Origin of the sequence: Rheinheimera mangrovi, from assembly GCF_003990335.1 — a bacterium.
Lineage (GTDB): Bacteria > Pseudomonadota > Gammaproteobacteria > Enterobacterales > Alteromonadaceae > Pararheinheimera > Pararheinheimera mangrovi.
In genome coordinates this window covers 4,578,791-4,604,140 of sequence record NZ_CP034683.1, presented here as the reverse complement: position 1 = coordinate 4,604,140, position 25,350 = coordinate 4,578,791, and the positions used below count along the sequence as shown (strand labels likewise).

At 46.6% G+C, this 25,350-nt stretch carries 21 protein-coding genes; 17 read left to right on the top strand and 4 right to left on the bottom strand.

Annotation, left to right across the window (positions count from 1 at the left end; translation table 11 throughout):
* The first annotated feature begins 266 nt into the window (after window positions 1-266).
* From EK374_RS20510 to glmU, 3 genes are all read left to right on the top strand, one after another.
* On the top strand, window positions 267-521 hold the full coding sequence (locus EK374_RS20510; RefSeq protein WP_127026375.1) for a hypothetical protein: 255 nt from the start codon (window positions 267-269) through the stop codon (window positions 519-521).
* Window positions 522-578: 57 nt separating this feature from the next.
* A complete protein-coding gene (locus EK374_RS20505) occupies window positions 579-1,466 on the top strand; it encodes a TraB/GumN family protein (protein WP_127026374.1) in 888 nt (295 codons plus the stop codon).
* A gap of 355 nt (window positions 1,467-1,821) precedes the next feature.
* Complete coding sequence (glmU, locus tag EK374_RS20500; protein WP_127026373.1) at window positions 1,822-3,186, top strand: bifunctional UDP-N-acetylglucosamine diphosphorylase/glucosamine-1-phosphate N-acetyltransferase GlmU; 1,365 nt, start codon at window positions 1,822-1,824, stop codon at window positions 3,184-3,186.
* 59 nt (window positions 3,187-3,245) lie between these two features.
* Here the strand turns inward: glmU and EK374_RS20495 are convergent, their stop codons facing one another.
* Together EK374_RS20495 and EK374_RS20490 are read right to left on the bottom strand one after the other, a co-directional pair.
* The gene (locus EK374_RS20495) at window positions 3,246-3,686 is read right to left on the bottom strand and encodes a hypothetical protein (protein WP_127026372.1); all 441 of its coding nucleotides are present in this window, start codon (window positions 3,684-3,686) and stop codon (window positions 3,246-3,248) included.
* A gap of 83 nt (window positions 3,687-3,769) precedes the next feature.
* Window positions 3,770-3,955 carry a hypothetical protein gene (locus EK374_RS20490; protein ID WP_127026371.1) on the bottom strand — a complete coding sequence of 62 codons (186 nt, stop codon included), beginning with the start codon at window positions 3,953-3,955 and terminating at the stop codon, window positions 3,770-3,772.
* A gap of 133 nt (window positions 3,956-4,088) precedes the next feature.
* Between EK374_RS20490 and EK374_RS20485 the strand changes: the two genes are divergently transcribed.
* From EK374_RS20485 to EK374_RS20435, 11 genes are all read left to right on the top strand, one after another.
* Entirely contained in the window at window positions 4,089-4,661 is a 573-nt protein-coding gene (locus EK374_RS20485) for a DUF1439 domain-containing protein (RefSeq protein ID WP_127026370.1), read from the top strand.
* 149 nt (window positions 4,662-4,810) lie between these two features.
* Window positions 4,811-5,599, top strand: coding sequence for a DUF4198 domain-containing protein (locus tag EK374_RS20480; RefSeq protein ID WP_127026369.1), 789 nt, complete (start codon window positions 4,811-4,813; stop codon window positions 5,597-5,599).
* 9 nt (window positions 5,600-5,608) lie between these two features.
* Complete coding sequence (locus EK374_RS20475; protein WP_127026368.1) at window positions 5,609-6,520, top strand: EF-hand domain-containing protein; 912 nt, start codon at window positions 5,609-5,611, stop codon at window positions 6,518-6,520.
* Window positions 6,520-7,848, top strand: a complete 1,329-nt coding sequence (locus tag EK374_RS20470) for a DUF2271 domain-containing protein (protein WP_127026367.1) — start codon at window positions 6,520-6,522, stop codon at window positions 7,846-7,848. The genes EK374_RS20475 and EK374_RS20470 overlap by 1 nt, the downstream gene beginning before the upstream one ends.
* A 212-nt stretch (window positions 7,849-8,060) precedes the next feature.
* Window positions 8,061-10,391 carry a TonB-dependent hemoglobin/transferrin/lactoferrin family receptor gene (locus tag EK374_RS20465; RefSeq protein ID WP_127026366.1) on the top strand — a complete coding sequence of 777 codons (2,331 nt, stop codon included), beginning with the start codon at window positions 8,061-8,063 and terminating at the stop codon, window positions 10,389-10,391.
* A 338-nt stretch (window positions 10,392-10,729) separates the two neighbouring features.
* Window positions 10,730-11,485 (top strand): ZIP family metal transporter, encoded by a 756-nt coding sequence (locus EK374_RS20460; RefSeq protein WP_127026365.1) that lies wholly within the window; start codon window positions 10,730-10,732, stop codon window positions 11,483-11,485.
* A gap of 219 nt (window positions 11,486-11,704) precedes the next feature.
* Complete coding sequence (locus tag EK374_RS20455; protein WP_127026364.1) at window positions 11,705-12,484, top strand: DeoR/GlpR family DNA-binding transcription regulator; 780 nt, start codon at window positions 11,705-11,707, stop codon at window positions 12,482-12,484.
* Window positions 12,485-12,490: 6 nt separating this feature from the next.
* Window positions 12,491-14,320, top strand: a complete 1,830-nt coding sequence (glmS, locus tag EK374_RS20450; protein WP_127026363.1) for a glutamine--fructose-6-phosphate transaminase (isomerizing) — start codon at window positions 12,491-12,493, stop codon at window positions 14,318-14,320.
* A gap of 219 nt (window positions 14,321-14,539) precedes the next feature.
* Window positions 14,540-14,965: a YeeE/YedE family protein gene (locus EK374_RS20445; protein WP_127026362.1), complete on the top strand. Its 426-nt coding sequence runs from the start codon at window positions 14,540-14,542 to the stop codon at window positions 14,963-14,965.
* A 10-nt stretch (window positions 14,966-14,975) separates the two neighbouring features.
* Window positions 14,976-15,401, top strand: coding sequence for a DUF6691 family protein (locus EK374_RS20440; RefSeq protein WP_127026361.1), 426 nt, complete (start codon window positions 14,976-14,978; stop codon window positions 15,399-15,401).
* A 104-nt stretch (window positions 15,402-15,505) separates the two neighbouring features.
* A complete protein-coding gene (locus EK374_RS20435) occupies window positions 15,506-16,732 on the top strand; it encodes an ATP-binding cassette domain-containing protein (RefSeq protein ID WP_127026360.1) in 1,227 nt (408 codons plus the stop codon).
* On the opposite strand, the gene EK374_RS20430 is transcribed toward EK374_RS20435, so the two are convergent.
* Window positions 16,689-18,794 carry a putative bifunctional diguanylate cyclase/phosphodiesterase gene (locus tag EK374_RS20430; protein ID WP_127026359.1) on the bottom strand — a complete coding sequence of 702 codons (2,106 nt, stop codon included), beginning with the start codon at window positions 18,792-18,794 and terminating at the stop codon, window positions 16,689-16,691. The genes EK374_RS20435 and EK374_RS20430 overlap by 44 nt on opposite strands.
* A 132-nt stretch (window positions 18,795-18,926) precedes the next feature.
* Between EK374_RS20430 and EK374_RS20425 the strand changes: the two genes are divergently transcribed.
* From EK374_RS20425 to EK374_RS20415, 3 genes are read left to right on the top strand one after another with little or no spacing between them, the layout of a single operon-like run.
* Window positions 18,927-19,493, top strand: a complete 567-nt coding sequence (locus EK374_RS20425) for an Hpt domain-containing protein (RefSeq protein WP_127026358.1) — start codon at window positions 18,927-18,929, stop codon at window positions 19,491-19,493.
* 5 nt (window positions 19,494-19,498) lie between these two features.
* Window positions 19,499-23,962, top strand: coding sequence for a CHASE domain-containing hybrid sensor histidine kinase/response regulator (locus EK374_RS20420; protein ID WP_127026357.1), 4,464 nt, complete (start codon window positions 19,499-19,501; stop codon window positions 23,960-23,962).
* Between the two features lie 6 nt (window positions 23,963-23,968).
* Window positions 23,969-24,376, top strand: coding sequence for a response regulator (locus EK374_RS20415; protein ID WP_127026356.1), 408 nt, complete (start codon window positions 23,969-23,971; stop codon window positions 24,374-24,376).
* 39 nt (window positions 24,377-24,415) lie between these two features.
* Here the strand turns inward: EK374_RS20415 and EK374_RS20410 are convergent, their stop codons facing one another.
* Window positions 24,416-25,342: a helix-turn-helix transcriptional regulator gene (locus tag EK374_RS20410; RefSeq protein WP_127026355.1), complete on the bottom strand. Its 927-nt coding sequence runs from the start codon at window positions 25,340-25,342 to the stop codon at window positions 24,416-24,418.
* Between the last annotated feature and the right edge of the window lie 8 nt (window positions 25,343-25,350).

The following is a 25,350-nucleotide window of genomic DNA, read 5'->3' as shown; positions in this document are numbered from 1 at the left end:
GATTCAAGTTAAATAAATTAGTCGCTGCTAAACCTTACGAATCCATCATAAGGTTTCAATAATGTTTTTTTATTCCTTTAAAAACAATTAGTTAATCTAAAACTCCTTACCAATAAATTGCTTAGGTTCTGATAAGCGACTTTTTGTCAGCTGTTGGCTAGATTGAGCTCAACAACCTGACGGACAAGACCTCAGTTCGTGGTTGCCGACAGACAAAATGCGAGTAACTGAACAGCACTAAATGAACCAATAAAAGGAATGACAAAATGAAAACAGTAAAACAAACAAGCGCACGTATTCTGATCGTTGCAACTTTATTCACTAGCGCTGCAGCGTTGGCTGATGAAGCTAAACCAACTTCTGAAGTGGAGCAGCCGAAAAAGGAAGTGATTGTACAGACCAAGGGAATGAGCGATTCATTCGTGCAAGAGTTAAGACAACAATTGAACCATAACATTAAGCATCAGGTTAAGTTAGCCCTGAGCCATTCAGCTGAGTTAATTAAAAACTCGCTGCGTTAATGATGAAAGGCGAGATCCGTCTGCAAATACTAAAAGTACAACACTAGGATTAACACTATGAAATTAACAACGTTGTTTAAAGCAAGTTTTGGCACATTATTACTTAGCTCTGCTTTGGTATCACCAGCAGTTTTGGCTGAAACCTCAGTGTGGAAAGTGAGTAAAGGCGGGGACTACCTGTACGTAGCTGGCACAGTGCATTTGTTGCCTGAGTCGGCTTTCCCTTTACCTGCGGAGTTTGATAAGGCTTACACCGACTCTGACACTTTGGTGCTGGAGACAAAAATCCCTGAACCCACCGATACTGAATTACAAGCTGCAATGTTAAAAGCCATGTCTTACAGCGATAACCGTAGCTTGTCTAAGGTGTTATCACCTGAAGTATACAAACAGGTAAGCGACTATTTCGCCCCTTACGGAGTGCAGTTGCAACAGTTAGACGGTTATAAACCCGGCTTCATTATGATCCAGATGCTGGCGCTGGAAATGATGAAAGCACAGATGAACGGAGAAGGCGTCGATAGTCACTTCGATAAGCAGGCAAAAATTGATGGTAAACCACAGCTTTATCTGGAGTCGGTAGAAAGCCAGATTAATTTGTTGGCTAATATGGGTGACGGGTACGAAGATGCTTTTATGAAAATGAACCTGGAACAGTTTGGCGACTTTAAACAGTATTTTTCTGCCATGATCGATGCCTGGCGCGCAGGTGACATGACCAGACTAAATACTCTTGCTGTTGAACCCGCGCGGCAAATGGACCCAATGTTGTATCAGGCATTGTTTGTTCAGCGCAATCAAAACTGGTTGCCGCAATTAGAGAATATGTTTGGTAATAGCAATAAAGAGCTGGTTTTGATTGGCGGTGGCCATTTAGCTGGCGAGCATAGTGTATTGGCTTTATTGCAACAGGCTGGTTACAAGCTGGAGCAAGTAAGTCTGTAAGCATAGCCTGAGGCCATTGGAGATTAATCAGGTGATAAATAAAACAACCCCCACGAGCATAAACAATGTATGCGACTGGGGGCAACCAATCAGGTTTAAGATATATAGGTTGGTAGCTATGAGCAATGTTGTGGCCTGGTGCAATAAGTCAGTACAAGAATACAAAAACATACTGATCGTCAGTGGGATTTGGTTGAGTCTTTGGGTCAGTGCAAATCTGAGCTTATTGCATTGCCTGATATTTTTTAGATAGAGAGTTTTCAGTTAAACACTGTTCAGCAAAATTTCACCCTGCTCCTGTAATCTGCTGCATTATCTATTAGAATAACCGCATCGAAATTACATGGATTTTTTTATGGCTTTAAATGTTGTGATCCTGGCGGCCGGTAAAGGCACACGGATGAAATCAGATTTACCTAAAGTACTGCACAAAGTGGCTGAACGTCCTATGGTACAACATGTGATCGACACGGCCCGTTCTTTGGGCGCAGAGTCTATTAATCTGGTGTATGGCTATGGCGCCGAACAACTAAAATCTGCCTTAGGTGAACAGGGTTTACACTGGGTATTACAAGCACAACAGCTAGGCACTGGCCATGCAGTACAGCAGGCTGTGCCTCATATCGCTGATAACGATACAGTGTTGGTGCTGTACGGTGATGTACCTTTAACGCGCAAAGAAACTTTAGAGCAACTGCTGGCGGCTAAATCTGTCGATGGTCTGTCAGTTTTGACTGTGCATTTAGCCAATCCAACAGGATATGGCCGCATGGTGCGCGAAAACGGCAAAGTAGTGGGTATTGTTGAGCAAAAAGACGCCAGCGCCGAACAGCTGAAAATCACTGAAGTAAACAGTGGCATTATGGCTGTACCTGGTAAACAGCTGAAACAATGGTTAAGCCAGTTACAGAACAACAATGCGCAGGGCGAATTCTACCTGACAGACATTATCGCCATGGCGCACAAAGAAGGGGTGGATATTGCTACGGCTCATCCGGTCACAGCCATTGAAACTGAAGGCGCAAATAACCGTGTACAACTGGCTCAGTTAGAGCGGGCTTATCAGGCGCGTAAAGCCGAAGAGCTGATGTTAAATGGTGCTAACCTGCGCGATCCGGCTCGTATTGATGTGCGTGGTGATGTCACTGTTGGCAACGATGTAATGATCGATATCAACGTGATTTTTGAAGGCAAAGTTGTGCTGGGCAATGGTGTAGTGGTAGGTCCTAACTGTGTAATTAAAGATGCAGTGATAGGCGATAATACAGAGATTAAAGCCAACAGTATGATTGAAAAATCCACTATTGGCATAGGCTGTTCTGTTGGCCCTTATGCCCGTATCCGTCCTGATTCAGTGCTGGCTGACGACAGCCATGTTGGTAACTTTGTAGAGCTGAAAAAAACTACCTTAGGCGTGGGTTCTAAAGCCAACCATTTAACCTATTTAGGCGATGCGGTGATTGGCAGTAAGGTCAACGTGGGTGCTGGTACTATCACCTGCAACTACGATGGCGCTAATAAGTTTGTCACTACTATTGAAGACGGTGTTTTTGTTGGATCAAACAGCTCATTGGTGGCTCCTGTGACTTTAGGTCAGAACTCCACTGTGGGCGCTGGTTCTGTAGTCACTGCCAGTGTAGCAGCGGATGAACTGGTTGTAGCGCGTTCGAAACAGCGTCATATCAGTGGCTGGAAAAGACCGGTGAAGATTAAGAAATAATGATCGGCTGATCAGAAACAAAACCCGTCCTTGTTGGCGGGTTTTTGTTTTTTGTGCTTTTAGCTAACGATTTGAATATGCGGGCAATGTTGCCGGAAAAATGATTTTACTGCGGGCAATTGTTCCAACGGAAAACTAAATTTTAGTTTGCCGTACATATTGTATGGAAAATCAATAAAGGCTTTTGTTTCATCCAACTGATCAATGGCAACCTTATGAACATCAGTGACCGCCAGCTGATGTTGTTTCACGTGAAGCATTTTTCCTTCCAGTCGCAATTGGCTGACTGGGTTTTCAAAATACTCCGGAAAGAGCTGAAGAGATGGGTCCCTGTATGTAAAAGGCTGTATAGCGAGAAAAAGCGAGTAGATCAGCGGTGTAAACCAGAGTTGGCCCAGCTCGACATAAAACATACTGACCAAAAGCAGTACACTTCCACTCCAACTTAAATAGGCCCAGCGTCTGGCTTTTTTTTCGGCCATAATCTGTTTAAGTGTCATCCTTTTACCCTTTTTCCTAAACGCTGTTCAAAAGGATAATAAAAAGGCAGCAAAAGCAGGTCAAGACACTTGTTGATTAAAAGTTAAAACAAAACCGACAACCAGCTCATAGGAAACAATAGCTCCGGCGCTATTAATGTCTGCTGATGCAAACTGAAACTTAGCCACTGCAATGCTGAATCAAAAGCCAGCAGTAACAGCACCAGCACAATAAAGGCAGTAATAAGCTGCCGCAGGCCTGGTAATTGAATTGAGTCTTGTGTATTCATCGTTGATCTCCCTGAAGTTCTGTTACTAAGTCGGGTCTAGTTGCGAAATAGTTGGAAGCTTTTAAAAATAAATCAGGTGAGGTTCATTCGAACTTGCTAAAGTTCGCGCCAAACAGCCCCTAAGGACAATAAAATGATCACCAAACACAAAATTCTGGCTCTTGCTTTATTGCTGTTGGCCTCTTGTACTCAGCTGAATCATCTGGATATTTTTAGCCTGAAGCAGCAGGAGTTGCAGAGCTTATTGCTGGATCAATTAGAGCAGCAACAAGGTAAAGGTAAAATGTTGGGTCTGCCACTGACACTAAGGGTACGTCAGTTGGAGCTACAATTGGCGCCGGAGAATAAACAGCAGGTTGAATTGAAGCTGGCTATTGGCGCTGAAGTGGATGCGTTATTTAAACCCTTGCACACAGATCTGAATTTGCACTTGTCGGCTTTGCCATATTTTGACGACGAGAAAAACGCAATTTATCTGAAAAACTTAACTATTCTGGATTCCAGTGTCGGCAGTGGCAGCTCGCAACTCAAACTGGCACCTTTAAGTAATGAAGCCAAAGCTATCCTGACCCAGGTGCTGAATCGTCAGCCTATGTATAAGCTTGATTGCAGCAAAGTAACGGAAAAAGTCTTATGTGGCATGCCTTTAACTTTAGTGCTGCAACCAGGCGAGTTGTTGTTAAAACCTAATTACTCAGCACAGTAATCACCGTTTTCAGCAGTAAGGCTCAGTTGCTGGGCCTTTTTACCTGTTTAATGTAAAGATGAAATGATCTAGTTGCAAACGATTCTCACTTGATCTAAAGTGGCGCCCAATATTTAAATGAGATTTATTCTCATTAACTGGAGCGCTTTATGTTTAAACTCAAACCCCTGCTTTGTTCTGCCTCGTTGTTGCTGGCTTTTACTGCGGCTGCTCACACTCCTTATCTGGCCCCTGCCAGTTTTGAACCCTTAGGTGGCTGGATCACGCTGGACGCTGCTTTTGCCGAGAAGTTTTTTGTACCTGAAGTGGCTTTTGATCAAAGCGAATTTAAAGTGCTGCAACCAGATGGCAAAGCAGTGGCACCAAAAGAACTGTTTTCAGGTAAAACCCGCACTGCAGTGGCGCACCAGCTGGAACAGGATGGCACTTATAAATTCAGCACAGGCCAACGTTTCGGTGCTGTATTTCGTAGCTGGCAACAAGATGGAAAAACTCACAACAGCAGAGATCCAAAAGAACAAATTCCTGCTGGTGCTAAGTTGACTGCGCATTTCCAGTCGGTGACGCTGGCCGAAACTTATGTCAGCAAAGGTGCGCCAAGTCAGGCTGCGCTGAAGCCGACCAATCAGGGGCTGGAGCTGGTGTTCCAAAGCCATCCAAACGACTTGTATATCCAAAGCCCAATCAAAGCCACTGTGCTTTATAACGGCAAAGCTTTGGCCGAACAAAAAGTGCAGGTGTATCCAGCCAATTCAGCAGAAGCCGAAACCAAAGCTTCAAAAGAGCTCATGACGGACAAGCAAGGTCAGCTGAATTTCGAGCTGGATAAAGCCGGTACCTATGTGCTGTTGACCCGTTTTCGTACCGATGCACCAGCAGGTGCCAAAGCCCCAACCTACAGTTACAGCTATAGCGCTGTAGTTGAAGTCACTGAATAGCAGGAGTTTATGATGCAACGCCGAAGCACAGCCCTTACTTTATTTTTAGCCATCACCAGCTGTTATTTAGCTGCTGATGAAAAAGCACCCAAAAAACCAGCTCATCAGCCTACAGCTCAGGGCAAAGCCAGTTTTATTCAGGATTATGACCTGGATAAAGACGGTACTGTCAGTCAGGCCGAATTTGAGCAGGTACGTCAGCAGCGTTACAGCGCTATGGACGAGAACAAAGATGGTCAGGTGTCGGTGGACGAATACGTTAATGAATATGCGGGTCGTCTGGATAAAAAACTCGATACCGAACGCACAGGCCAAATCAAACAAACGCTGGTGCGTATTGAAGCGCTGGATAAAAACAAAAGTAACACCATAAGCCAGAACGAATACAACGCCTCTGGTGATAAAGCTTTTGCCTATATAGATACCAATAAAGATGCCGTTATCAGCAAAGCTGACCCGCTGCCAGAGCGTGAGCGTAAACCTGATGCGAAACAATCAGTGCGTGCCCGTCCGGCTTTAGTGATGCCCACGACCCACAGTGTGGCCGGAATGCTGGATATGTACGACCAGAATGGCGACGCTAAGGTCGACAAGGTTGAATACCAACAACAACGTGATGCCGCTTTTGCCCGTACTGATCTGGATAAAAATGGTGAGCTGAGCAGCGATGAATACCTGAATGAGTTTGTGGACCGTCTGGATCGTCAAATCGCCAAAACCCGTACCGCCCAGTTAAAGCAGGCTGCAGTGCGCTTTAAAGCTTTAGATAAAGACAATGATCAGCAAATGAGTAGCGCCGAGTTTCATGCTTCAGGCGAACGTATGTTTAAACGCTGGGATACAGATTTAAACCAGCAAGTGACTATGGCTGAAGCTTTGCCAGTGATTAATCACGAACAAACCAAAGGTACGGCTGAGTAATGAAAAGTTTTGTCTGGCCTTTGACGCTATTATCGCTAAGTCCTGTGCTGGTGCTGGCAAAACCTGTCAGCTATCAGCAGGACGTTGCAGGGAAGCAGCTGAAACTGCAGCTGGAAGGCGTCAGCCAAAAGGACTGGCAGGCCAGACTACCCGAGTTTCAGCACTGGTTAGCCGGTGCTAAACCAAAACAGCATGAGTTAATTCAGCTCTGTGAAGAATGGCGTGCTTTAAGCCAACAAAGTTACAGTTGCCGTTTAGGCGCTATAGCTCAGCAATGGCAACAAGCAGCAAAAAACCAAGTGTTACCCGACAGAGTGGAATTACGCCGGCAAACCAGAGCCATAGAGCAGCAAGTCGTTTCAGCAGCTAACTACAATACTGTGCTCTGGCAGTTGGACGGCTTAGCTAATGCACGGCTGCTGAATGATACCGCTGTACTGCTAAAAAGCTGGTTCCCAAAGTTAAAGCAGATGGATTTACAATCTGGTGTCAGCAGGCTGTTATGGTCTGATGCGGGGGCAATACCGCTAAATTTAGGCACTGAACAACCCTTATTGCAGCAACTGCAGCTGAGTTCTATAGCTTTAGCTCAGACCGAAACTGCTGATACTCAGCAAGGTTATAAAGTGTCGTACCGGACTTTTAGTCCGCTATTGAACCCGACTGAAGGCTGGCCAGTGGAATACGGCCCAACAGCCACTGTGCTGGCTAAAGATGCAGTCACAGCCTATTTACTGGCGCAAAGTTTGGCTGTACTGGACTTGAAGCAGGGCCAGCAGCTAACCGATCAACAGCAGGCGGCAGCTTTAATCAAAACTGATTCGGCCAACTGGTATGCGTCCAACTCCTGGTATGGTTATTTGGCCGATAAAAGCCAAAGTCAGCAGCAGGGGCTGCAAATTAGCTATCAGTTACCCAAATTTAGTGACGCTAATTACAAAAGACCTTATGTGTCGGTATGGCTGACCGATCAGCAGAAAAAACCTGTGCGCCAAATCAGTCTGGTCGGCCAGCAAAGCCGCTGGTATCAGGAGCTGAATCACTGGTGGCGTCGGTTGGGTCGTAAAAATCCGGAACAAATTGATCAGATTGCCGGAGCTACCCAAAAGCCTGGCACTTATCAGCTGCAGTGGGATGGTCGTGATCAGCAAGGTGCTGTGGTGCCATGGGGTCAATACCTGTTGCATCTGGAAGTAGCACGTGAACATGGTGGCCATGAACATTTAACTCTGCCGCTGAATTGGCAAGCCGATCTGCAGCCAGTGGAGCAGCAAGGTGAAGCTGAGCTCGGGCTGGTGCGCCTGCAGCTTCAGAGCAAAGACGGCTAAGTTTTTAGTATCAAATTCCTGTTGAGTTGCCTCCCAACTCCTGTTGTTCTCCCTATTCTCTGGATAGGGAGCTTTTTGCGTCATAAAATTATAAGTAATTGAAATTAATAGAATTAATATGAACTTTATTGTTGAGAATAATTCTCATTTGATCTAGCATAACGCCATCCTGTGGACTTACCACACCTCTTAAGCTCGTCAAGGAGAGCGTCATGCCCTGTTCTAAAACTTTAATTGCTGTTGCTATCAGCAGCTTATTTTCCACCTCGTTGTTGGCAGAAGTTGCAGCTGAACAGGCCGCAAAAGATTTGTCACAACTGGATGCAGTAACTGTCACAGCTACTGCGCTTGAAGATAAAAAATCGACCACAGCTAATAGCACAGTGATTAAAGCCAAACAGCTGGAACAGCAGCAGGTGCAACGTTTAGAAGATATGGTGCGTTATATCCCAGGCGTCAGCTTAACTGACCAGGGCCGTTTTGGTTCGGCTGGCTTTAATATTCGTGGCCTGGAAGGCAATCAGGTCGCTATTACGGTCGACGGTTTGTCTGTAGGTGAAACCTTAAACCCGCCCACTTATGCTTTTTATGATTTCTTTGCGGCCGGCCGTGGTGGTATAGACCCGGATGCAGTGAAACAAATTGAGATCGTCAAAGGTGCTGATGCTATAGCTGCAGGCAGTGGCTCTTTAGGTGGCGCCGTGCTTTTTGTCACTAAAGATGCTGCAGACTACTTAGAACCGGAAGGCAACGACACTTTTGTCCGGTTAAAAGCGGCTTACAGTGGTGCCAATGATGAAACTCAGGGCACTGTGACAGTGGCGAACCGCAGCGGCAAACTGGAAGCTTTGGCCGTGCTGACCAAGCGTGAAGGCCACGAAATGGAAAACTATGCCGACTCAGCCGAACGTCAGGCCATTACAGGTTCTGGCCGCCCTGTTGCTGATCCGCAGGACAACAGCAGCCACAATCTGCTGACTAAATTAAAGTACCAACTGACAAATACTCAGGATATTGGCCTGACCGCTGAGTTATTTAAAGCCGATATCGACACCAACAACTTATCCTGGTTAAGCCGCAGCTACCTGACCCGTACCAGTGACGATCAGCAGGAGCGCAGCCGTATAGGCTTAAACTACAATTGGTTAGCTGGTCATCAATTATTTGATGCCTTCTCAACCAGCCTGGATTATCAGAAAACCAATAACGACGCTTTTACTCTGATGTTAGCACCAGCCAGTGCCGCCCGTTTATGTACCACTGGTCCTTGTTACCGCAGTGAAGACCGCGATTACCAGCAAGACTTGCTGAAGTGGGCTTTTGCTTTGGATAAAGAACTGCACACTCAGGGCAGTAGCCATCAACTGGTATACGGTGGTGCTTTGGAGCAAAAGTCGGTTGATTTTTCTGCCATTGATACCAGCTACGTTGGTCAGACCATGGAAATTGCGAAGCAGGACATAGACCCTGACTTTGTGCCTGAAACAGACGCTGACTTATGGCATTTGTACATACGCGACAGCATCAAATTTAACGACAGTGCTTTTAGTTTAACCGGTGGCCTGCGTTACGATCATGTGTCGTACAAACCTAAGTTAAATGATGGTTTTACCGATGTCACAGGTTCAGTGCAGGACAGCAGCTTCAGCGCAGTAACAGGTCAGTTAGTAGGGCATTATCAGCTGACAGAACAGCAAAGTGTAGCGCTGCAGTTAGGCCGTGGTTTCCGTGCGCCAAGCACAGAAGAAATGTATTTCCAGACCTCATCCGTCAGCCGTACTGAACAAGCCACTGGTACTGTGGTGACTGGTTTATATGGTTCTTTATCTAACCCCAATTTAGAAGCTGAGTACAGCACCAATCTGGAACTGGCTTATCAGTGGCAAGGTGATAACAGCAGAATCAAAGTGGCGCTGTTTAAGGATAACTACCGCGACATGATTGAAAATATCACCAAAGTACAAAATCCGGGCACAGTGTATGAAAGCTGTACCAGTTTCGGTTGTACTGTCACTCAGGGCAACCCTTATACCATCAACGAGAATGTCGGTGATGTCGATGTCACAGGCGTCGAGTTGCAAGGTGCTTGGCGCTTTAATCAAAGCTGGAGTGCTCAGTTCTCTTATAGCCATCATGAAGGCGAAAAAGACAATGGCGATCCGTTGATAACAATAAGCCCGGATAAATTGGTTGCAGGGGTCAGCTACCGCGCAACCGACTGGTGGAGTCTGGCGGCGAACTTAAGTTACAGCTCTGACGTCAAAGCTAAAGATGCCTACGAAACGGAAGAAGACGGCACTCAAACCCAATTAGTCACCTATTTGCCAAAAAGCGCCACAGTAGTGGATTTAGTCAGCAATATGGAATTTGGTGACAATTGGTTACTGAATGTCGGCGTGTATAACCTGCTGGACAAAGAATACTACCGCTGGGAGCGGATTCGTTATGCCGCCAGCACCCGGAATAATATCAGCGCCGACGGTATTCAGCGTTACAGCGAACCGGGCCGTTATGCCAAGTTGAGTGTCAGTTACAGTTTCTAAGTTTTGTTTGAGACCAGTTTCATCCTGGTGTTGTCATCCCCACATGTAGGGGCGGTGGCTTGTCCCCGCCCGCCTCGCAGTCAACAAAACTGCGGCTTCAGGGACGAAGGGGATTTTATGCTCAACCACCTGCTGGGAAGACAGGTGGTTTTTTTATTCGCAGCCATCCCTGGCGCCAGCTGAAGCTGTTAAAAATCGTTCCAGACGATTTTTTCTTTAAAAAACAAAGATCCGATCGAGGAAAAAACGTTATAATGTCACAGGTTTTTAGCGTGGCTCTTGCTGTCTGAACCTGACTATCTTTATCCGCTGTTATTTCCCATAGGACAGGATTTTTTATGTTGACTCTGTTTATCCTGCTGGCTGCCTTTCTGGTGATGCTGGTGTCCCTGTCCGGGGCCGTGTTATTTCTGCTGCCGCAAAGCAAACTGCAGCGTTTTTTACCGCTGATTTTAAGCCTGGCTGTGGGCGTATTGCTGGCCAATGCCTTTTTGCATTTATTGCCGGACGCGCTGCAGCATCAGGAGTCGCATCGCCAGCTCTTTGGTTGGGTACTGGCTGGTTTATTAGGTTTTTATTTTCTGGAACGTGCACTGCAACATGGTCACCCACAACTACCGGACCAGGCTATAAGTACCGCCAGCTATGGCAAAGTGAACCTGGTGGCTGATGGCGTGCACAATTTTATTGATGGCGTATTGATAGCCGGCAGTTTTCTGGTCGACCCTTTATTGGGTGTGACGACCACTGTCGCTATTTTGATCCATGAAATTCCGCAAGAAATTGCCGATGTCGCCGTATTGCTACATGCGGGGTTCAGCCGCAAAAAAGCTTTGTTGTATAACCTGTTATCGGCCAGCGCTTGTGTGTTAGGTGCGGTAGCCACTTTAACTATCAGCCATTGGTTAACACCAAATCTGAATCTCTTATTGGCTATTACCGCTGGTGCCTTTATTTATCTGGCCAGCGCCGACTTAATGCCACTGCTGCGAAAAAATGTCGAACAACCCTTCTGGTTACATGGCTTGATGATGGGGCTTGGTGTACTAATCATGCTGCTTTTAATTGGTCCCGAAGCTTCACATCAACATTAAGTTGTTGTAGGGGCCGTGGCTTGTCCCGGCCCGTCCGCGCGCACCGCGGTATCATTAGAGGGGCGGGTACAAGACCCGCCCCTACATTTTTTATTTAATATGCCCCGCTACCTCCTTCACCACTAGTCTATTCACAAAAGCTGAATTTAACTTTCACTCTTGCACTTATCTTTCGTTTCTGTACAATATCTTTCGAAACGAAACTTAAGTGACTGGCAGATGAACAAACGAAACACCCAACAACGCCGCCGCGCTATTCTCGACCTGCTGAATCTGCAGGGCGAAGTCAGTGTTGAGCAGTTGGCCCATCACTTTGAAACTTCTGAAGTGACTATTCGTAAAGACTTAGCTGCACTGGAAAATAACGGTTTGTTATTACGCCGTTATGGTGGTGCAGTGCAAGTGCCGCATGAACTGATCCAGGAAGCTGCGGTCGAAAAAGTTTCAGAACGAAAGCAAATTCTGGCCAAAGCTGCTGCAGAACTTATTCGTGATCACAACCGCATTATTCTTGATAGCGGCAGCACCACAGCAGCTTTATTGCCAGAACTTTCGCATAAACAAGGTTTAGTGGTGATGACTAATTCCTTGTCTATTGCCAATGCTTTACGTGAGCTGGAAAACGAACCTACGCTGCTGATGACAGGTGGCAGTTGGGATCCGCAGTCTGAGGCTTTTCAGGGCCAGCTGGCGGAACAGGTTTTGCGTGCATACGATTTTGACCAGCTGTTTATTGGTGCCGATGGCATTGATCTGCAGCGTGGTACTACTACTTTTAATGAGCTGACCAGCTTAAGCCGGGTAATGGCCGAAGTGGCGCGTGAAGTAGTGGTGATGGTGGAATCCGACAAAATAGGTCGGAAAATCCACAACTTAGAATTGCCCTGGTCGTCCATTAAAATACTGGTGACAGACGAAAAGTTACCCGCCAGCGCAAAACAGCAAATAGAACAACAAGGCGTAAAAGTGATTTGCGCCCCCCTTGGCTCAGTGGAGTAAGACTTTATGTGTGGAATAGTAGGTGCTGTAGCACAACGCGACGTAGTAGATATTCTGGTCGAAGGCTTACGTCGCCTGGAATACCGTGGTTATGATTCTGCCGGTGTGGCCATCATCAGCCCAACAGGCGAATTACAACGTATCCGCCGTTTAGGTAAAGTAAAAGAACTGTCTGACGCAGTAAAACTAACCCCTGTAGTGGGCGGCACTGGTATAGCGCACACTCGTTGGGCTACCCACGGCGAACCTTCAGAGCGTAACGCTCACCCACACGTATCCGGCAATATTTCTGTAGTGCACAACGGTATTATCGAAAACCACGGACCACTGCGTGAAATGTTAAAAGCCAAAGGTTATGTGTTTAATTCAGACACTGACACTGAAGTGATTGCGCACTTAGTGGCTGATGAAATGAAAACAGCTGGTTCTTTGTTAGCTGCAGTACAAACTGCGGTAAAACAATTTAATGGCGCCTACGGCACTGTACTGATGGATCAAAACGACCCAAGCCATTTAGTAGTGGCCCGTTCAGGCAGCCCATTGGTGATCGGCTTTGGTATTGGCGAAAATTTTATCGCTTCTGATCAGTTAGCTTTGTTACCTGTGACCCGTCGTTTTATGTTCTTAGAAGAAGGCGACGTGGCCGAAATTACCCGCACCAGCGTGACAGTGTACGACAAAAACGGCAAACAGGTAGAGCGCACTATTACTGAATCCACCGCCAGCTACGATGCCGGTGACAAAGGTCAGTACCGCCACTTTATGTTAAAAGAAATCTACGAACAGCCACATGCCATCAGCAACACCTTAGAAGGTCGTTTAGGCTCAGATTCAGTACTGGATGAAACCTTTGGTAACGGTGCAGCTGAGCTGTTCAAAAAAGTACGTCATGTGCAAATCGTCGCCTGCGGTACGTCGTATCACTCAGGTATGGTGGCCCGTTACTGGCTGGAATCTTTAGGTGGTATTTCCTGTAACGTCGAAATTGCCTCTGAATTCCGTTACCGCAAATCTTTTGTACAGCCAGGCAGCCTTTTGGTCAGCATTTCCCAGTCTGGTGAAACTGCTGATACTTTAGCTGCCTTACGTTTAGCCAAAGAAGCGGGTTATATCGGCAGCTTAACTATTTGTAACGTAGCGGGTTCTTCACTGGTGCGTGAATCAGATCTGGCCTTTATGACCCGTGCTGGTGCTGAAATTGGTGTGGCATCGACTAAAGCCTTCACCACTCAGCTGGTTGGTTTGTCGATGCTGACGCTGGCTATTGGTAAATACAATGGTTTAACAGCCCAGCAGCAACAGGACATGGTGCAGGCATTAAAAACTCTGCCAGCCAAACTGGAAGAAACCTTAACCCTGGCACCAAAAATCGAAGCTTTGGCCACAGAATTCGCCGACAAGCACCATTCGTTGTTCTTAGGCCGTGGCGATCAGTACCCTATCGCTATGGAAGGTGCGTTGAAGTTAAAAGAAATTTCTTACATTCATGCTGAAGCTTATGCCGCAGGCGAGCTGAAACACGGTCCATTAGCGCTGATTGACGCCGATATGCCAATTATTGTGGTAGCGCCAAACAACGAACTGCTGGAAAAACTGCAGTCAAACGTGGAAGAAGTGCGTGCCCGTGGCGGTATCCTGTATGTATTCGCCGACGTGGATGCCCATTTTAAATCAGACGCGACGCAGCGAGTGATCAGCGTGCCACATGTGCACCCGCTGATTGCTCCAATCATCTACACCATCCCGCTGCAGTTATTAAGCTACTACGTTGCCATTATCAAAGGCACAGACGTAGACCAGCCACGTAACTTAGCTAAAAGCGTTACTGTCGAGTAAGCTATTAATTTTAAACTGTTTTTTAAAGCCTGGGTTTCCCCAGGCTTTTTTATTTGCAGCGAAAAGCTCCTTACCACTGACATTTTACTGTTATTTACTCCTATTATTTAGTATTCACTAATATATCTAAATGGTATATGCTTATATCCATAATTTAGTTTGTTGGTTTTAAAATCAGCAGCTCTTTAACTTCAGCACTATCTAAGCAAGAGGGGTCTTATGATTGATTGGTCGCATTTTACAACTCAGTCGGCCTTATTGGGCGGGCTGATGATTGGGTTGGCTTGTGCTTTGTTGTGGTTATTCAATGGCCGGATAGCTGGCGTGATCGGCATTACAGCCGGAACTTTTGCCTCCTCAAGCAACGAGCGGCTGTGGCGATTGGCCTTTATTTCAGGCTTAGTACTGTCGTCCTGGCTTTGGTTGTTGGTTGCTCCATTGCCTGTGGCTGAAGTCAGCAGCAATTATGGCTTATTGGCTGCTGCGGGTTTGCTGGTGGGTATAGGTGCACGTTTAGGCTCGGGTTGCACCAGTGGCCATGGCGTTTGTGGTTTAGCCCGTTTATCTGTGCGCTCGCTGGTTGCCACCCTGACTTTTATGGGTGTGGCTGTGATCACTGTTTTTATTGTTCGTCATCTGTTGTAAGGAATGCCCAATGCAAAAACACTGGTTTTTATCCTTAAGTGCTTTTATCTGCGGCTTGCTGTTTGGTTTAGGTTTATTAATGGCTGGTATGGCAAATCCGGCTAAAGTACTGGGGTTTTTAGATCTGGCAGGCCTTTGGGATCCGTCTTTAGCTTTGGTGATGCTTGGTGCCATAGCTGTTGCTTTTATCGCTTTTAGGTTGAGCAAAAAAATGCCGCAGAGCCTGTTAAAAGCCAAATTCAACTGGCCTGAAGCTACTGCTATTACCACGCCTTTATTGGTTGGCAGTGCTTTGTTTGGCTTAGGTTGGGGTTTAGTCGGATTATGCCCAGGACCTGCTTTAGTGTTGGCTGGCACAGGTTCTGTTGAAGGCCTGGTATTTATTGTATTTATGCTGATGGGGATCCGGTTGGTGGATTACGTTCAGGCAAGGTGATCAGCTGGACGAACAAAACCAATTATGCGACTGTACAAGCGAAAGGTATTCAAAAGACTGCCTTTGCACAAGCGTCAAACCGGAAAAGCTGAGCCTGACTACCCATGCATTGCGCTATTTACCTGAAAAGTTCGGACGATAAAAAGCTGCTGATCCAGCAATTGCAAGAAGGCAGTGTCAGTGCTGCTTTGGGCCTGCACCTGACAGGTCGTGGCGCTTTGTATTCAGCTTTAGCGTTGGAACAGTTTCTGGCGGAAGAATACCGGCATGGTCGGGATGATTTAACTGCAGGCCAACCGCAAGCTCTGGCGTCTTTGTCTGAAGGGGAACAAAAACGCCTTTTGCTGGATTATTTACTGGCATCTAATCCTGATTATCTGATCCTCGATAACTTGTTTGATAGCCTGGATTTGGCCGGGCAGCAGATGATAGAACAGCGCCTGCACCAGCTGCAGCATCAAATTCCTTTGGTTCAATTGCTGAGTCGCCGCCGCGACAAACTGGCTTTTATTCATTCTCAGTTCCGGTTGCAGAACAAGCAGCTTGTGCCGGATCAGGGCGTCAGTGCCGCAATACCAGAGCTAAAAGGCAATATTCCCCCAGCTGCGGATCAACCTGCATTGTTGGACCCTTTGTTGATCAGTATGCGGGATTTGCAGGTCCGTTATGGCGACAAAGCTGTATTAAACGGCATTAACTGGGATATCCGCGCCGGTGAGTTCTGGCAACTGCATGGCCCAAATGGTGCGGGTAAAAGTACCTTAGTGCAGTTGATTAACGGCGAAAGCACTAAGGGCTATGGCCAGCAGCTGTATTTATTCGGCCGGAAAAAAGGTAGTGGCGAAAGCGTCTGGGATATTAAGAAAAACATTGGCTGTTTTACCCGGGTGATGGTACAGAATTTCAGCAGCCACGACAGTGTGGAAAATATGCTGATCTCTGGCTTTTTTGACTCTGTCGGTTTGTATCAACAGCCTTCTGCTATTCATCAAAGATTGGCGGCACAGTGGCTTGAGCTAGTCGGTATGACTGCTTATGCCAAACTGCCTTTTGCGCATCTGGGCGCCGGACAACAACGTTTAATTCTGGCGATGCGTGCTATGGTGAAACACCCGCCTTTGTTATTGCTGGATGAACCCCTTGTCGGGTTAGATGACGAAGAAAGTGCGGTACTGATAGCACTGATCAACCGCATGGCGTCGGCCAGAACCAGCGCTATTGTGTATATCTCACACCGGGCTGAATTGGGGTTAACTGCAGATGCGGTCTATGAGCTTGTGCCTCAGGTTACAGGCTCTGTTGGCCGTATTGCTGTTGTAAGTAGGTTTTAAAATCCGCTGCCGACAAAGGTTTACTGAAAAAGTAGCCTTGTCCCATCTGGCAACCCAGTTCCAGCAGTTTGTCTTTTTGCGCTTCCAGTTCAATGCCTTCGGCTATTAGTTGCAAATTCATCGACTGAGCCAAGGATATCACAGCTTTGACTATTTCCATGTCGCCTCTGTCTGTCAACATTTCATGGACAAAGGATTTGTCTATTTTCAGCACGTCGACCTGAAATTTTTTCAAATAAGACAAGCTCGAGTAGCCAGTGCCAAAGTCGTCTATGGAAATACAAATGCCAGCGGCTTTGAGCTGACTCAACATGCTTTGGGTTTTACTGACATCTAGCATCAACGAACTTTCAGTGACTTCCAGTTCTAATAAGTGGGCTGGCATTTGTAATTCCGCCATCAGGCTGCTGATTTGTTTTACCAACAGCGGGTCGGCAAACTGAGCGGCTGCAATATTCACCGATACCGGTACCTGATAACCCAGGTGTTGCCAGCTCAGACATTCCTCACAGGCCTGACGTAACACTTGTTGCCCAAGCTCCGCTATTAATCCGGTTTCTTCCGCCAACGGAATAAACTCTATAGGCGAAATCCACTGGCCCTGATTATTTTGCATACGAGCCAGGGCTTCTGCACCTAACAACTTGCCGGTCTGTAGACAGAGTTTGGGCTGATAATAGACCTGAAGCTGCTGATTGGCTAAATTGTCCCGCAGCAGCAATTCCAGTTGATGACGATGAATGATTTGCTGTTCCAGTTCGTCGGAGAAAAAGCTGGTTCTGTTGCGGCCTTCAGATTTGGCTTTAAACATGGCGACATCGGCATGGCGCATAAACATTTCAATGGTTTGGGCGTCGTCCGGATAAATACTGACGCCAATACTGACAGCCATCTGGTACTTTTTGTCTTCCAGTACAAAAGGTTGCTGGAACTGACTATGCACCTGGCTGGTAAACAACCCTACTTCTTCAATAGACCACAGTTCGGGCAGTACCAGTACAAACTCATCACCGCCTAAACGAGCCAGTGTGGTGCCTGCACAACAAATAGAACTCAGGCGCTCTGAAGCCTGTTTGATCAACAAATCGCCGAAGTTATGGCCAATGGAGTCGTTGACGTATTTAAAGTGGTCCAAATCAATCAGCAGCAAAGCCGATTTATGATGCAACTGCCCAGCTCTTTTGATGGCCTGTTCTATGCGGTCGTACAGCAATATTCTGTTGGGTAAATTGGTTAAAGGGTCGTGATTGGCCAGATGACTCATTTTCAGCGCCAGCGCCATGCTTTCGCTGACATCATGAAACACCACTATGCTACCCAGGCACTGACCTTTGTGATCAATAATAGGGGCGGCAGAATCCTCCACCTGAAACAGCTGGCCTGTGCGTGAAACCAACTGGCAATTTAACGCCATAGCCACTACACGTTGTTCTTTTAACGCGAAATAAATAGGGTTCCATCGTGGCTCTAAAGTATGAGCATCCCGCAGTTGCATCACTTTTTCTATAGGGCGATGCAAGGCTTCCTTCGCCAGCCAGCCCGTCATACGTTCAGCTATGGGGTTCATAAAGCTGATTTTTCCATCCAGATCAGTGGCTATAACAGCGTCACCAATCGAATCAAGCGTTACTCGCAGCCATTCTTTTTCTGCAGCCACCTGACGGCTATAGCAACTTAAATTCAGTAAGTTTTTGATACGGATACGACAAGTTGTCGCATGCAAAGGTTTACGTAAAAAGTCGATGCCCCCTTCAGATAAAGAAGATATTTCGTGTTCTATATCAATATGAGAGGTAATAAACACTATAGCGATATCGCGGGTGGCGGGGTCAGCTTTTAAGGCTCTGCAAACAGCGAAACCATCCATACCTGGCATATCAATATCCAGCACTATCAGCTCAGGGAGGTGTTTACGCGCTAGCTCAAGTGCATGAAGGCCATCGGTGGCAAAATACAAAATGGCTAAATCCTGCAATAGTTCGCGTAGTAACAGTAAGGACGATGCCTGATCATCAACGAGTAGAATTTTTGACGAAGATACGGCGGATGGAGTGATTTGCATCTGGCACTTCCCTGTTTTGCCTATTTTTTTAGTGTAGACGGAAAAACTAGCCAGACAAAATTAACTGGACAAAGCACGGGATTTTTCAGCTAAAGCCCATTATGCTGGTGGAAATCATTCGGGTAGCTTTATATGCTGTTTAATTTTAGTGTGCTTGAGCAATTAATTGGCTTTTCTCAAGATGCGTTCCTGCATCTGTTTCCTGCTGTGGCAAAGTTGATTGCATCAACTCCCAGTGAAATTCAACAGCTTAGCCTGTCTTATCAGCGGCAAGACCATAAAGCCATCGAGCTTTCTTTGCATAAGTTGCGCGGCAGTTATGCCACTTTAGGTGCAGCAGCTTTGCCTGAATTATCACGTCCGCTGGAAATTCAGTTGCAACAGGGTCAATTGCCACGTGCTACTGCATTTACGAGCTATCTGGAATGTCTGGAGCAAACTTCTGCGGCTTTAAATTTATGGCTGAGCCAGTTCAAATACAGCTCAGACAGCAGCTTGCCTGACGTAGCGTTGTATATCCAGTATCTTGAAAGTAACGACATGCAGGCCTACAGCTTGTTTCAGGTACAAAGAGCTGGCTGGATCGCCTATTTGGGGCCGGATGATTTTGTGCTGATGGAACAGGACATCATGACGTTGAACTTTGCAGCAGTGGCAGAGCGCTTAAAACAGCACCTCAGCAGACAAGGAAAGGGATAAATCAGATGGCATGGTTTAAACGTAATCAGCAAGAACTGTTCGCTATTTTAGTTCCAGCTATGCTGCTTGCTGTGCTTGGATATTACATTTCTGTGCATGTTGAGCGCGATCAGTTAAAACAAAATGAGCAGAATATTCAGCACAGTCTGGATACGAAAGCCAGACAATTGGCTGATGCCATAGTCGAGAAGATGACGATTTATCAATACGGCTTGCGTGGTATGCGAGGGGCTGTATTGAGTGCCGGTCCACAAAACTTTGGTTATAAAAACATGTTGGCGTATAGCCAAAGCCGTGATCTCAATACGGAGTTTCCTGGCGCTCGTGGCTTCGGCGTTATTCGAAAAGTAACTCAGGATCAACTGACTGAATTTTTGCTCGAAGCTACAAAAGATAGAGGGCAGCTGTTTAAACTAAATCAATACAGCCCGCATCAGCATGACCTTTTTGTGATCCAATACATTGAGCCTGTAGTGGACAACTCTAGTGCGGTTGGGCTGGATATTTCATCAGAAACAATGCGCTATCAGGCGGCTTTAGCGGCAGCGCATCAGAATAAAGCTGTATTGACGGAGCCTTTGACCTTAGTGCAGGCCCAGAATAAAAAGTCGCAAGGCTTTTTATTGCTGATGCCTATTTACTTGCAACAGGCTATTCCGGAACAAGCAGAACAGCGTTATCAACAGTTGTTTGGTTTTGCTTATACGCCTTTATTGATTGATGAAATATTGTTCAGCATTAATGCTGCAAACAAAGGTATTCAGCTTGAAGTTGTTGACCTCGAACACTCACCTGAGCAGCCTTTTTTTGTCAGAGCTGTCGAAGGTTCGGCTTTAGCTGAACTACATTCAGAGGCTGAACTGACTATTTTTAGCCGTAACTGGCAAGTCAAACTGGTCGCTAGCCAATCTTTTATTAACCAACTTGAGCTGCAAAATCCTCAAAGTGCCTTTTATAGTGCTTTAAGTATCACTGCATTGGTTATCCTGATTGTCGCGTTTTTCCAACTAGCTCTGATTAGACGTTTACAGCTGTCCAGACACAGAGCTGTACTTGCCGCTATCGTTGAGAATGCCAATGAAGCTGTCATTGGAACTGACAAAGAAGGCCGAATTAGCAGCTGGAACCCTGCGGCTGAACAAATGTTCGGGTACGGCGAAGATGAAGCCATAGGTAAAAGTATTAGTACTCTGATTGTGCCTGAGGAATTGAAAGCTGAGCAGCTGCAGTTAGAGCTAGAGGTGAGTAAAGGCCACAAAGTTCGCTACAAACAAAGTATGAGATTACATCAGTCAGGGAAGTTGTATCCAGTCTCGTTGAACCTTGCACCTATATTGGACGAAAAGGGCCAATTTATAGGCGCAGCTCTGACCGTGAACGACATCAGCCATATCAAGCAGGCAGAGCAAAAGCTACAGCAAGCCAATGAAGAGCTGGAGCATCAGGTGGCGCTCCGTACTGCTGAGATTGAAAGGGTTTCCACCTTACAGCGCAGTATTTTACGCAACGCCAACTATGCCATTATCACTACTGATTTAGATGGCGTGATTACATCTTTTAACCCAGCAGCTGAAACTATGTTGCAGTATCAGGAAGTGGAGCTTGCTGGCCTTTATAGTCCGGCTCTATTTCACGATCCAGCCGAAGTGCTGGAGTATGCAGAGCAACTGACGACAGAGCTTGGTTATCTGGTTGAGCCCGGCTTTGCTGTTTTTGTCGAAAAGGCAAAGCATGGAAAAACTGACAATAGAGAGTGGAATTACATTCGCAAAGATGGCAGCAGGTGTCCTGTGCAGCTTGCTGTAACCTCTTTATTGGATCAGCAAAAACAAGTGGTGGGTTATTTAGGGATTGCCCGGGATTTAACGCTGCAAAAAGATCTGGAATTTGAGTTGGCGCTGGCGAAAGTGTCCACAGAGCAAAGCCCGGATTTAGTCTTTTGGTTAAACGATGCCGCTGATGTCATTAAAGCCAATCCGGCCGCTTTAGCCTGTAGCGCCGGTAAGTTAAGTCTGGCCGATCTTGCATTGCAGTTAGTGGGAGATAGATTACAGCAACTGATTCTTAGCACTGAGAGAAAACGCAGTGTGCAGTTTGAAACCCAGTTTGAAGACTCGCATGGCGTTTTGATCCCTTTGTCGGCAACTTTGTCCTGGATCCGATTTGAACAGCAGGATTATTTTTATCTGGTGGCCCGAGATCGTTCCGAGCAACACAAAAGGGAGCAGGAGCTGGCATATGCACGGCGACTGGCTGATGCAGCCAATGATGCAAAATCGTCCTTTTTGGCCAATATGAGTCATGAAATCCGCACGCCAATGAACGCTATTCTGGGCATGTTACAGCTAGTGCAGCAAACCAGTTTAACCCGCAGACAAGAAGATTATATCCGTCAGACCGAAATGGCAGCTGAGTCCTTATTGGCCATCCTGAACGACATTCTGGACTTCTCTAAAGTAGAAGCTGGCAAGCTGGAGATGGATAGTCATAGCTTTGAACTAGCGTCGCTAATGGAAGATTTGGGCACTATTTTATCGGCTAATCTGGGTAGCAAAGATGTAGAAGTCCTGTATCAGTTCGCTGAAGATTTACCACAGCTGGTGGTGGGTGACAGTTTACGACTGAAACAGGTGCTGTTAAATCTGACCGGTAATGCCATCAAGTTCACCGAAAAAGGCGAAATAGTGGTGAGCTTGCAGGTGACAGAGCGCACTGCAGAAGCGACCAAAATTAAGTTTAAAGTCACAGACACTGGCATAGGCATGACAGAACAACAACTGGCGGTGATTTTCCAGAGTTTCAGTCAGGCCGAGTCTTCTATCAGCCGTCGTTATGGCGGTACAGGTTTAGGTTTGGCTATCAGTAAAGGCCTGGTCGAACTGATGGGTGGCCAATTGTCGGTCGACAGCCAGTGGGGATCGGGCAGTTGCTTTGAGTTTGAGCTCTGGTTTAACTGTTTAAGCCTGAATGCTGCTCAAGCCGACCTGTCTTTGTTGCAGGGTTTGAAAGTGCTGGTGGTGGATGATAACCAGCAATCCCGGCAGATTTTATCCGAAGTGATGCGGCATTATGGTTGTCAGGTTGATTTAGCCAGCAGTGGCGAGCAGGCATTGCAACTGTTGCAGCAGCAAAATGGTTATAAGCTGGTATTGCTCGACTGGTTAATGCCAGGTATGGATGGTTGGCAAACAGCGGAAAAAATTCGTCAGTTAGTGCAAGGCCCTGAGATGCCACTGGTGATTATGGTGACAGCTCATGGCCGGGAATGTCTGGCGCAAAAACAGCAGGAAGAACAAAGTCAGCATTTGCTGAACGGTTTTATTGTCAAACCTGTCACCCCCAGCCGGCTGCTGGATGCAGTGCTGGATGCGCTGGCCGGTAAACAGATGTTTTCTAATGCGCAACAAGATGCGGCGCCAAGGCAAAGTCGCTTGAATGGCTTACAACTGCTGCTGGTGGAAGATAATCCAACCAACCAGATCGTTGCTTCTGAACTGTTAGGCAATGAAGGCGCTTTAGTGGAGATAGCACCAGGCGGTACTTTTGCTTTGGCGATGCTGGAGCAGCAGCCGGATAAATACGATCTGGTGCTGATGGATATTCAAATGCCGGATATGGATGGTTATGAAACCACCAGACGTATTCGCAGCAAAGCCGCTATGTTGGCCTTGCCTATAGTCGCCATGACCGCCAATGCGATGCAATCAGATAAACAGGCTTGTCTGGACGCTGGCATGAATGATCATGTTGCCAAACCTTTTGCCATCGACAATCTGGTGCAAACCATACTGAAGTGGTCAAAAACTCCGGTTGACCCCAGTTTGCCTGTCGCTGCCATTCAGCAGCCCCTGCTTAATCCTGCGTTGGTTGATGCCGCTTTACAGCAAGGGGTGCAGCTGAATTCTGCATTAAACCGCTTGGGCAACTCAGTCTCTGTGTATCATAAAACCCTGAAGTCTTTTGTCACTGAACTCGATGCTGCGTTGATTAAATTAAAAGCTGGACCCGCAGCCCTGACAGAAAAAGAACTGTATCTGTTGGCGCATTCACTGAAAGGTTCCGCCAGTTCTTTGGGTATTGTGCGTTTATCCGAACCTGCAGCTGCTATTGAGCAATCGATCAAACAAAAAACAGCCTTGGATTTACCTAAAGCCTTATTAACTTTTGTTGCCGACGCTGAAGCTTTTGCCCGTTTTGCACCTGTGTTAATGGCGGAAACTGCACCTGCAGAGGAAGAACCTATAGTTCTGATGCCGAGTGATACTGAAATGTCAGAGCTGCTTGGCCAGCTACAATCTTCGTTGCAGAGTTTTAATATGAATGCTTTGGCTCAGTTTTCAGAGCTGAAAGGCGCATTGCAAAGTCTGAACCCAGAGTGGGTCAGTAAATTGGAAACTGCATTAGAGCAATTGAATTTTATTCAGGCTCTGCAGTACACAGAGCAATACCAGACATTACTGAAAAGGTAGTTATTGATGAGTATGACCTCATTACACAGCGCGGACAAAATGAAAATACTTGTGGTGGATGATCAGCCGGTGAATATTCAAATCATTCATCAGATGTTGAATGCTGAGTATCAGATTTTTATGGCCACTTCCGGTGCTCAGGCCATCAGTTTGTGTCAGAACAACCCACCGGATTTGATCCTGCTGGATGTGCTTATGCCTGACTTAGATGGGTTTGCCACTTGCCGTTTGCTCAAGCAACAGCCTGAACTTGCTCAGATTCCAGTGATATTTGTCACGGGAATGCAAAGCCAGGAAGATGAAACTTTATGTTGGGAAGCGGGTGGAGCCGATTTTGTGATTAAGCCAGTAAACGCCTTAACTTTAAAACACAGGATCAAAACCCAGCTTAAACTAACGAAGATGCAGGATTGATTGCATCAACTTAAAAGTTGCAGTGAAAGCTTAATCGCATCAGGAATACAAAGCTAAAACAGCGCCGCTTTGCCTGCGCATTTCCTGCTTTAATTCATCAGGCGCCAGCACTTTTGCTGCGGTGCCTAGTGACAATAACCAGCAAGCCAACGACATCCAGTCGCTGCAGTTCAGTGTCATCACTACACCTTCGGCGTTTTGTAGCTCATCCGTTATTCCTTGCCACCATTCCCGCCTGGCTCTGTCTGCTGCCGTATGCGCAAACAGGATCTGTGCTGTCAGTTGGGCTGGCGGAGTACCGCTTTGCAAAAAGTCTTTAGCGTTAAAGTCGCTTCTCGCCTGAAACTGTTCGCTTTGCAGCTGCAGGTTTTGGATGCGATCGGTGCGAAAGTCACGGTAATCCTGGCGTAATCTGCACCAGGCAATCAAATGCCAGCGACCAAGATAAAACACTAAGCCTGCAGCTTCAACTTCGCGGCTGCTCTGCGTTTGGTTGGCATTTTGATAATCAAAACTCAGTAATTGTTGCCGTGCTATGGCTTGTTGTAATACCGACAAATCGGCTTGCAGCGGATGATTGGTTTGAGGGGTGGCCATGCCTTTGGCTAGCAGTTCCAGTCGGTGTTTAGCTTCATTGGGTAAGACAGCCTTGATTTTATCTAATGCCGACTGCATTTTTTCATTGTAGCTGTGCGTCGTCATGCGTTGTGCCAGCATCACGCCGGTCGACAGTGCATAAGCTTCCTGTTCAGAGAAATTAACAGGTGGCAATAAATAGCCTTTCATCAGGCTGTAGCCTATACCCGCTTCGGCCAGAATAGGCACACCAGCCTCACCTAAAGCCGCAATATCACGGTAAATAGTGCGTACACTTAAACCAAAGTGTTCTGCCATGGCTTCCGCTGTACACGTGCGGCGGCTTTGTAAATACAGAATCAGCGCCAGCAGGCGGTCAATACGATTCATCAGCTTCT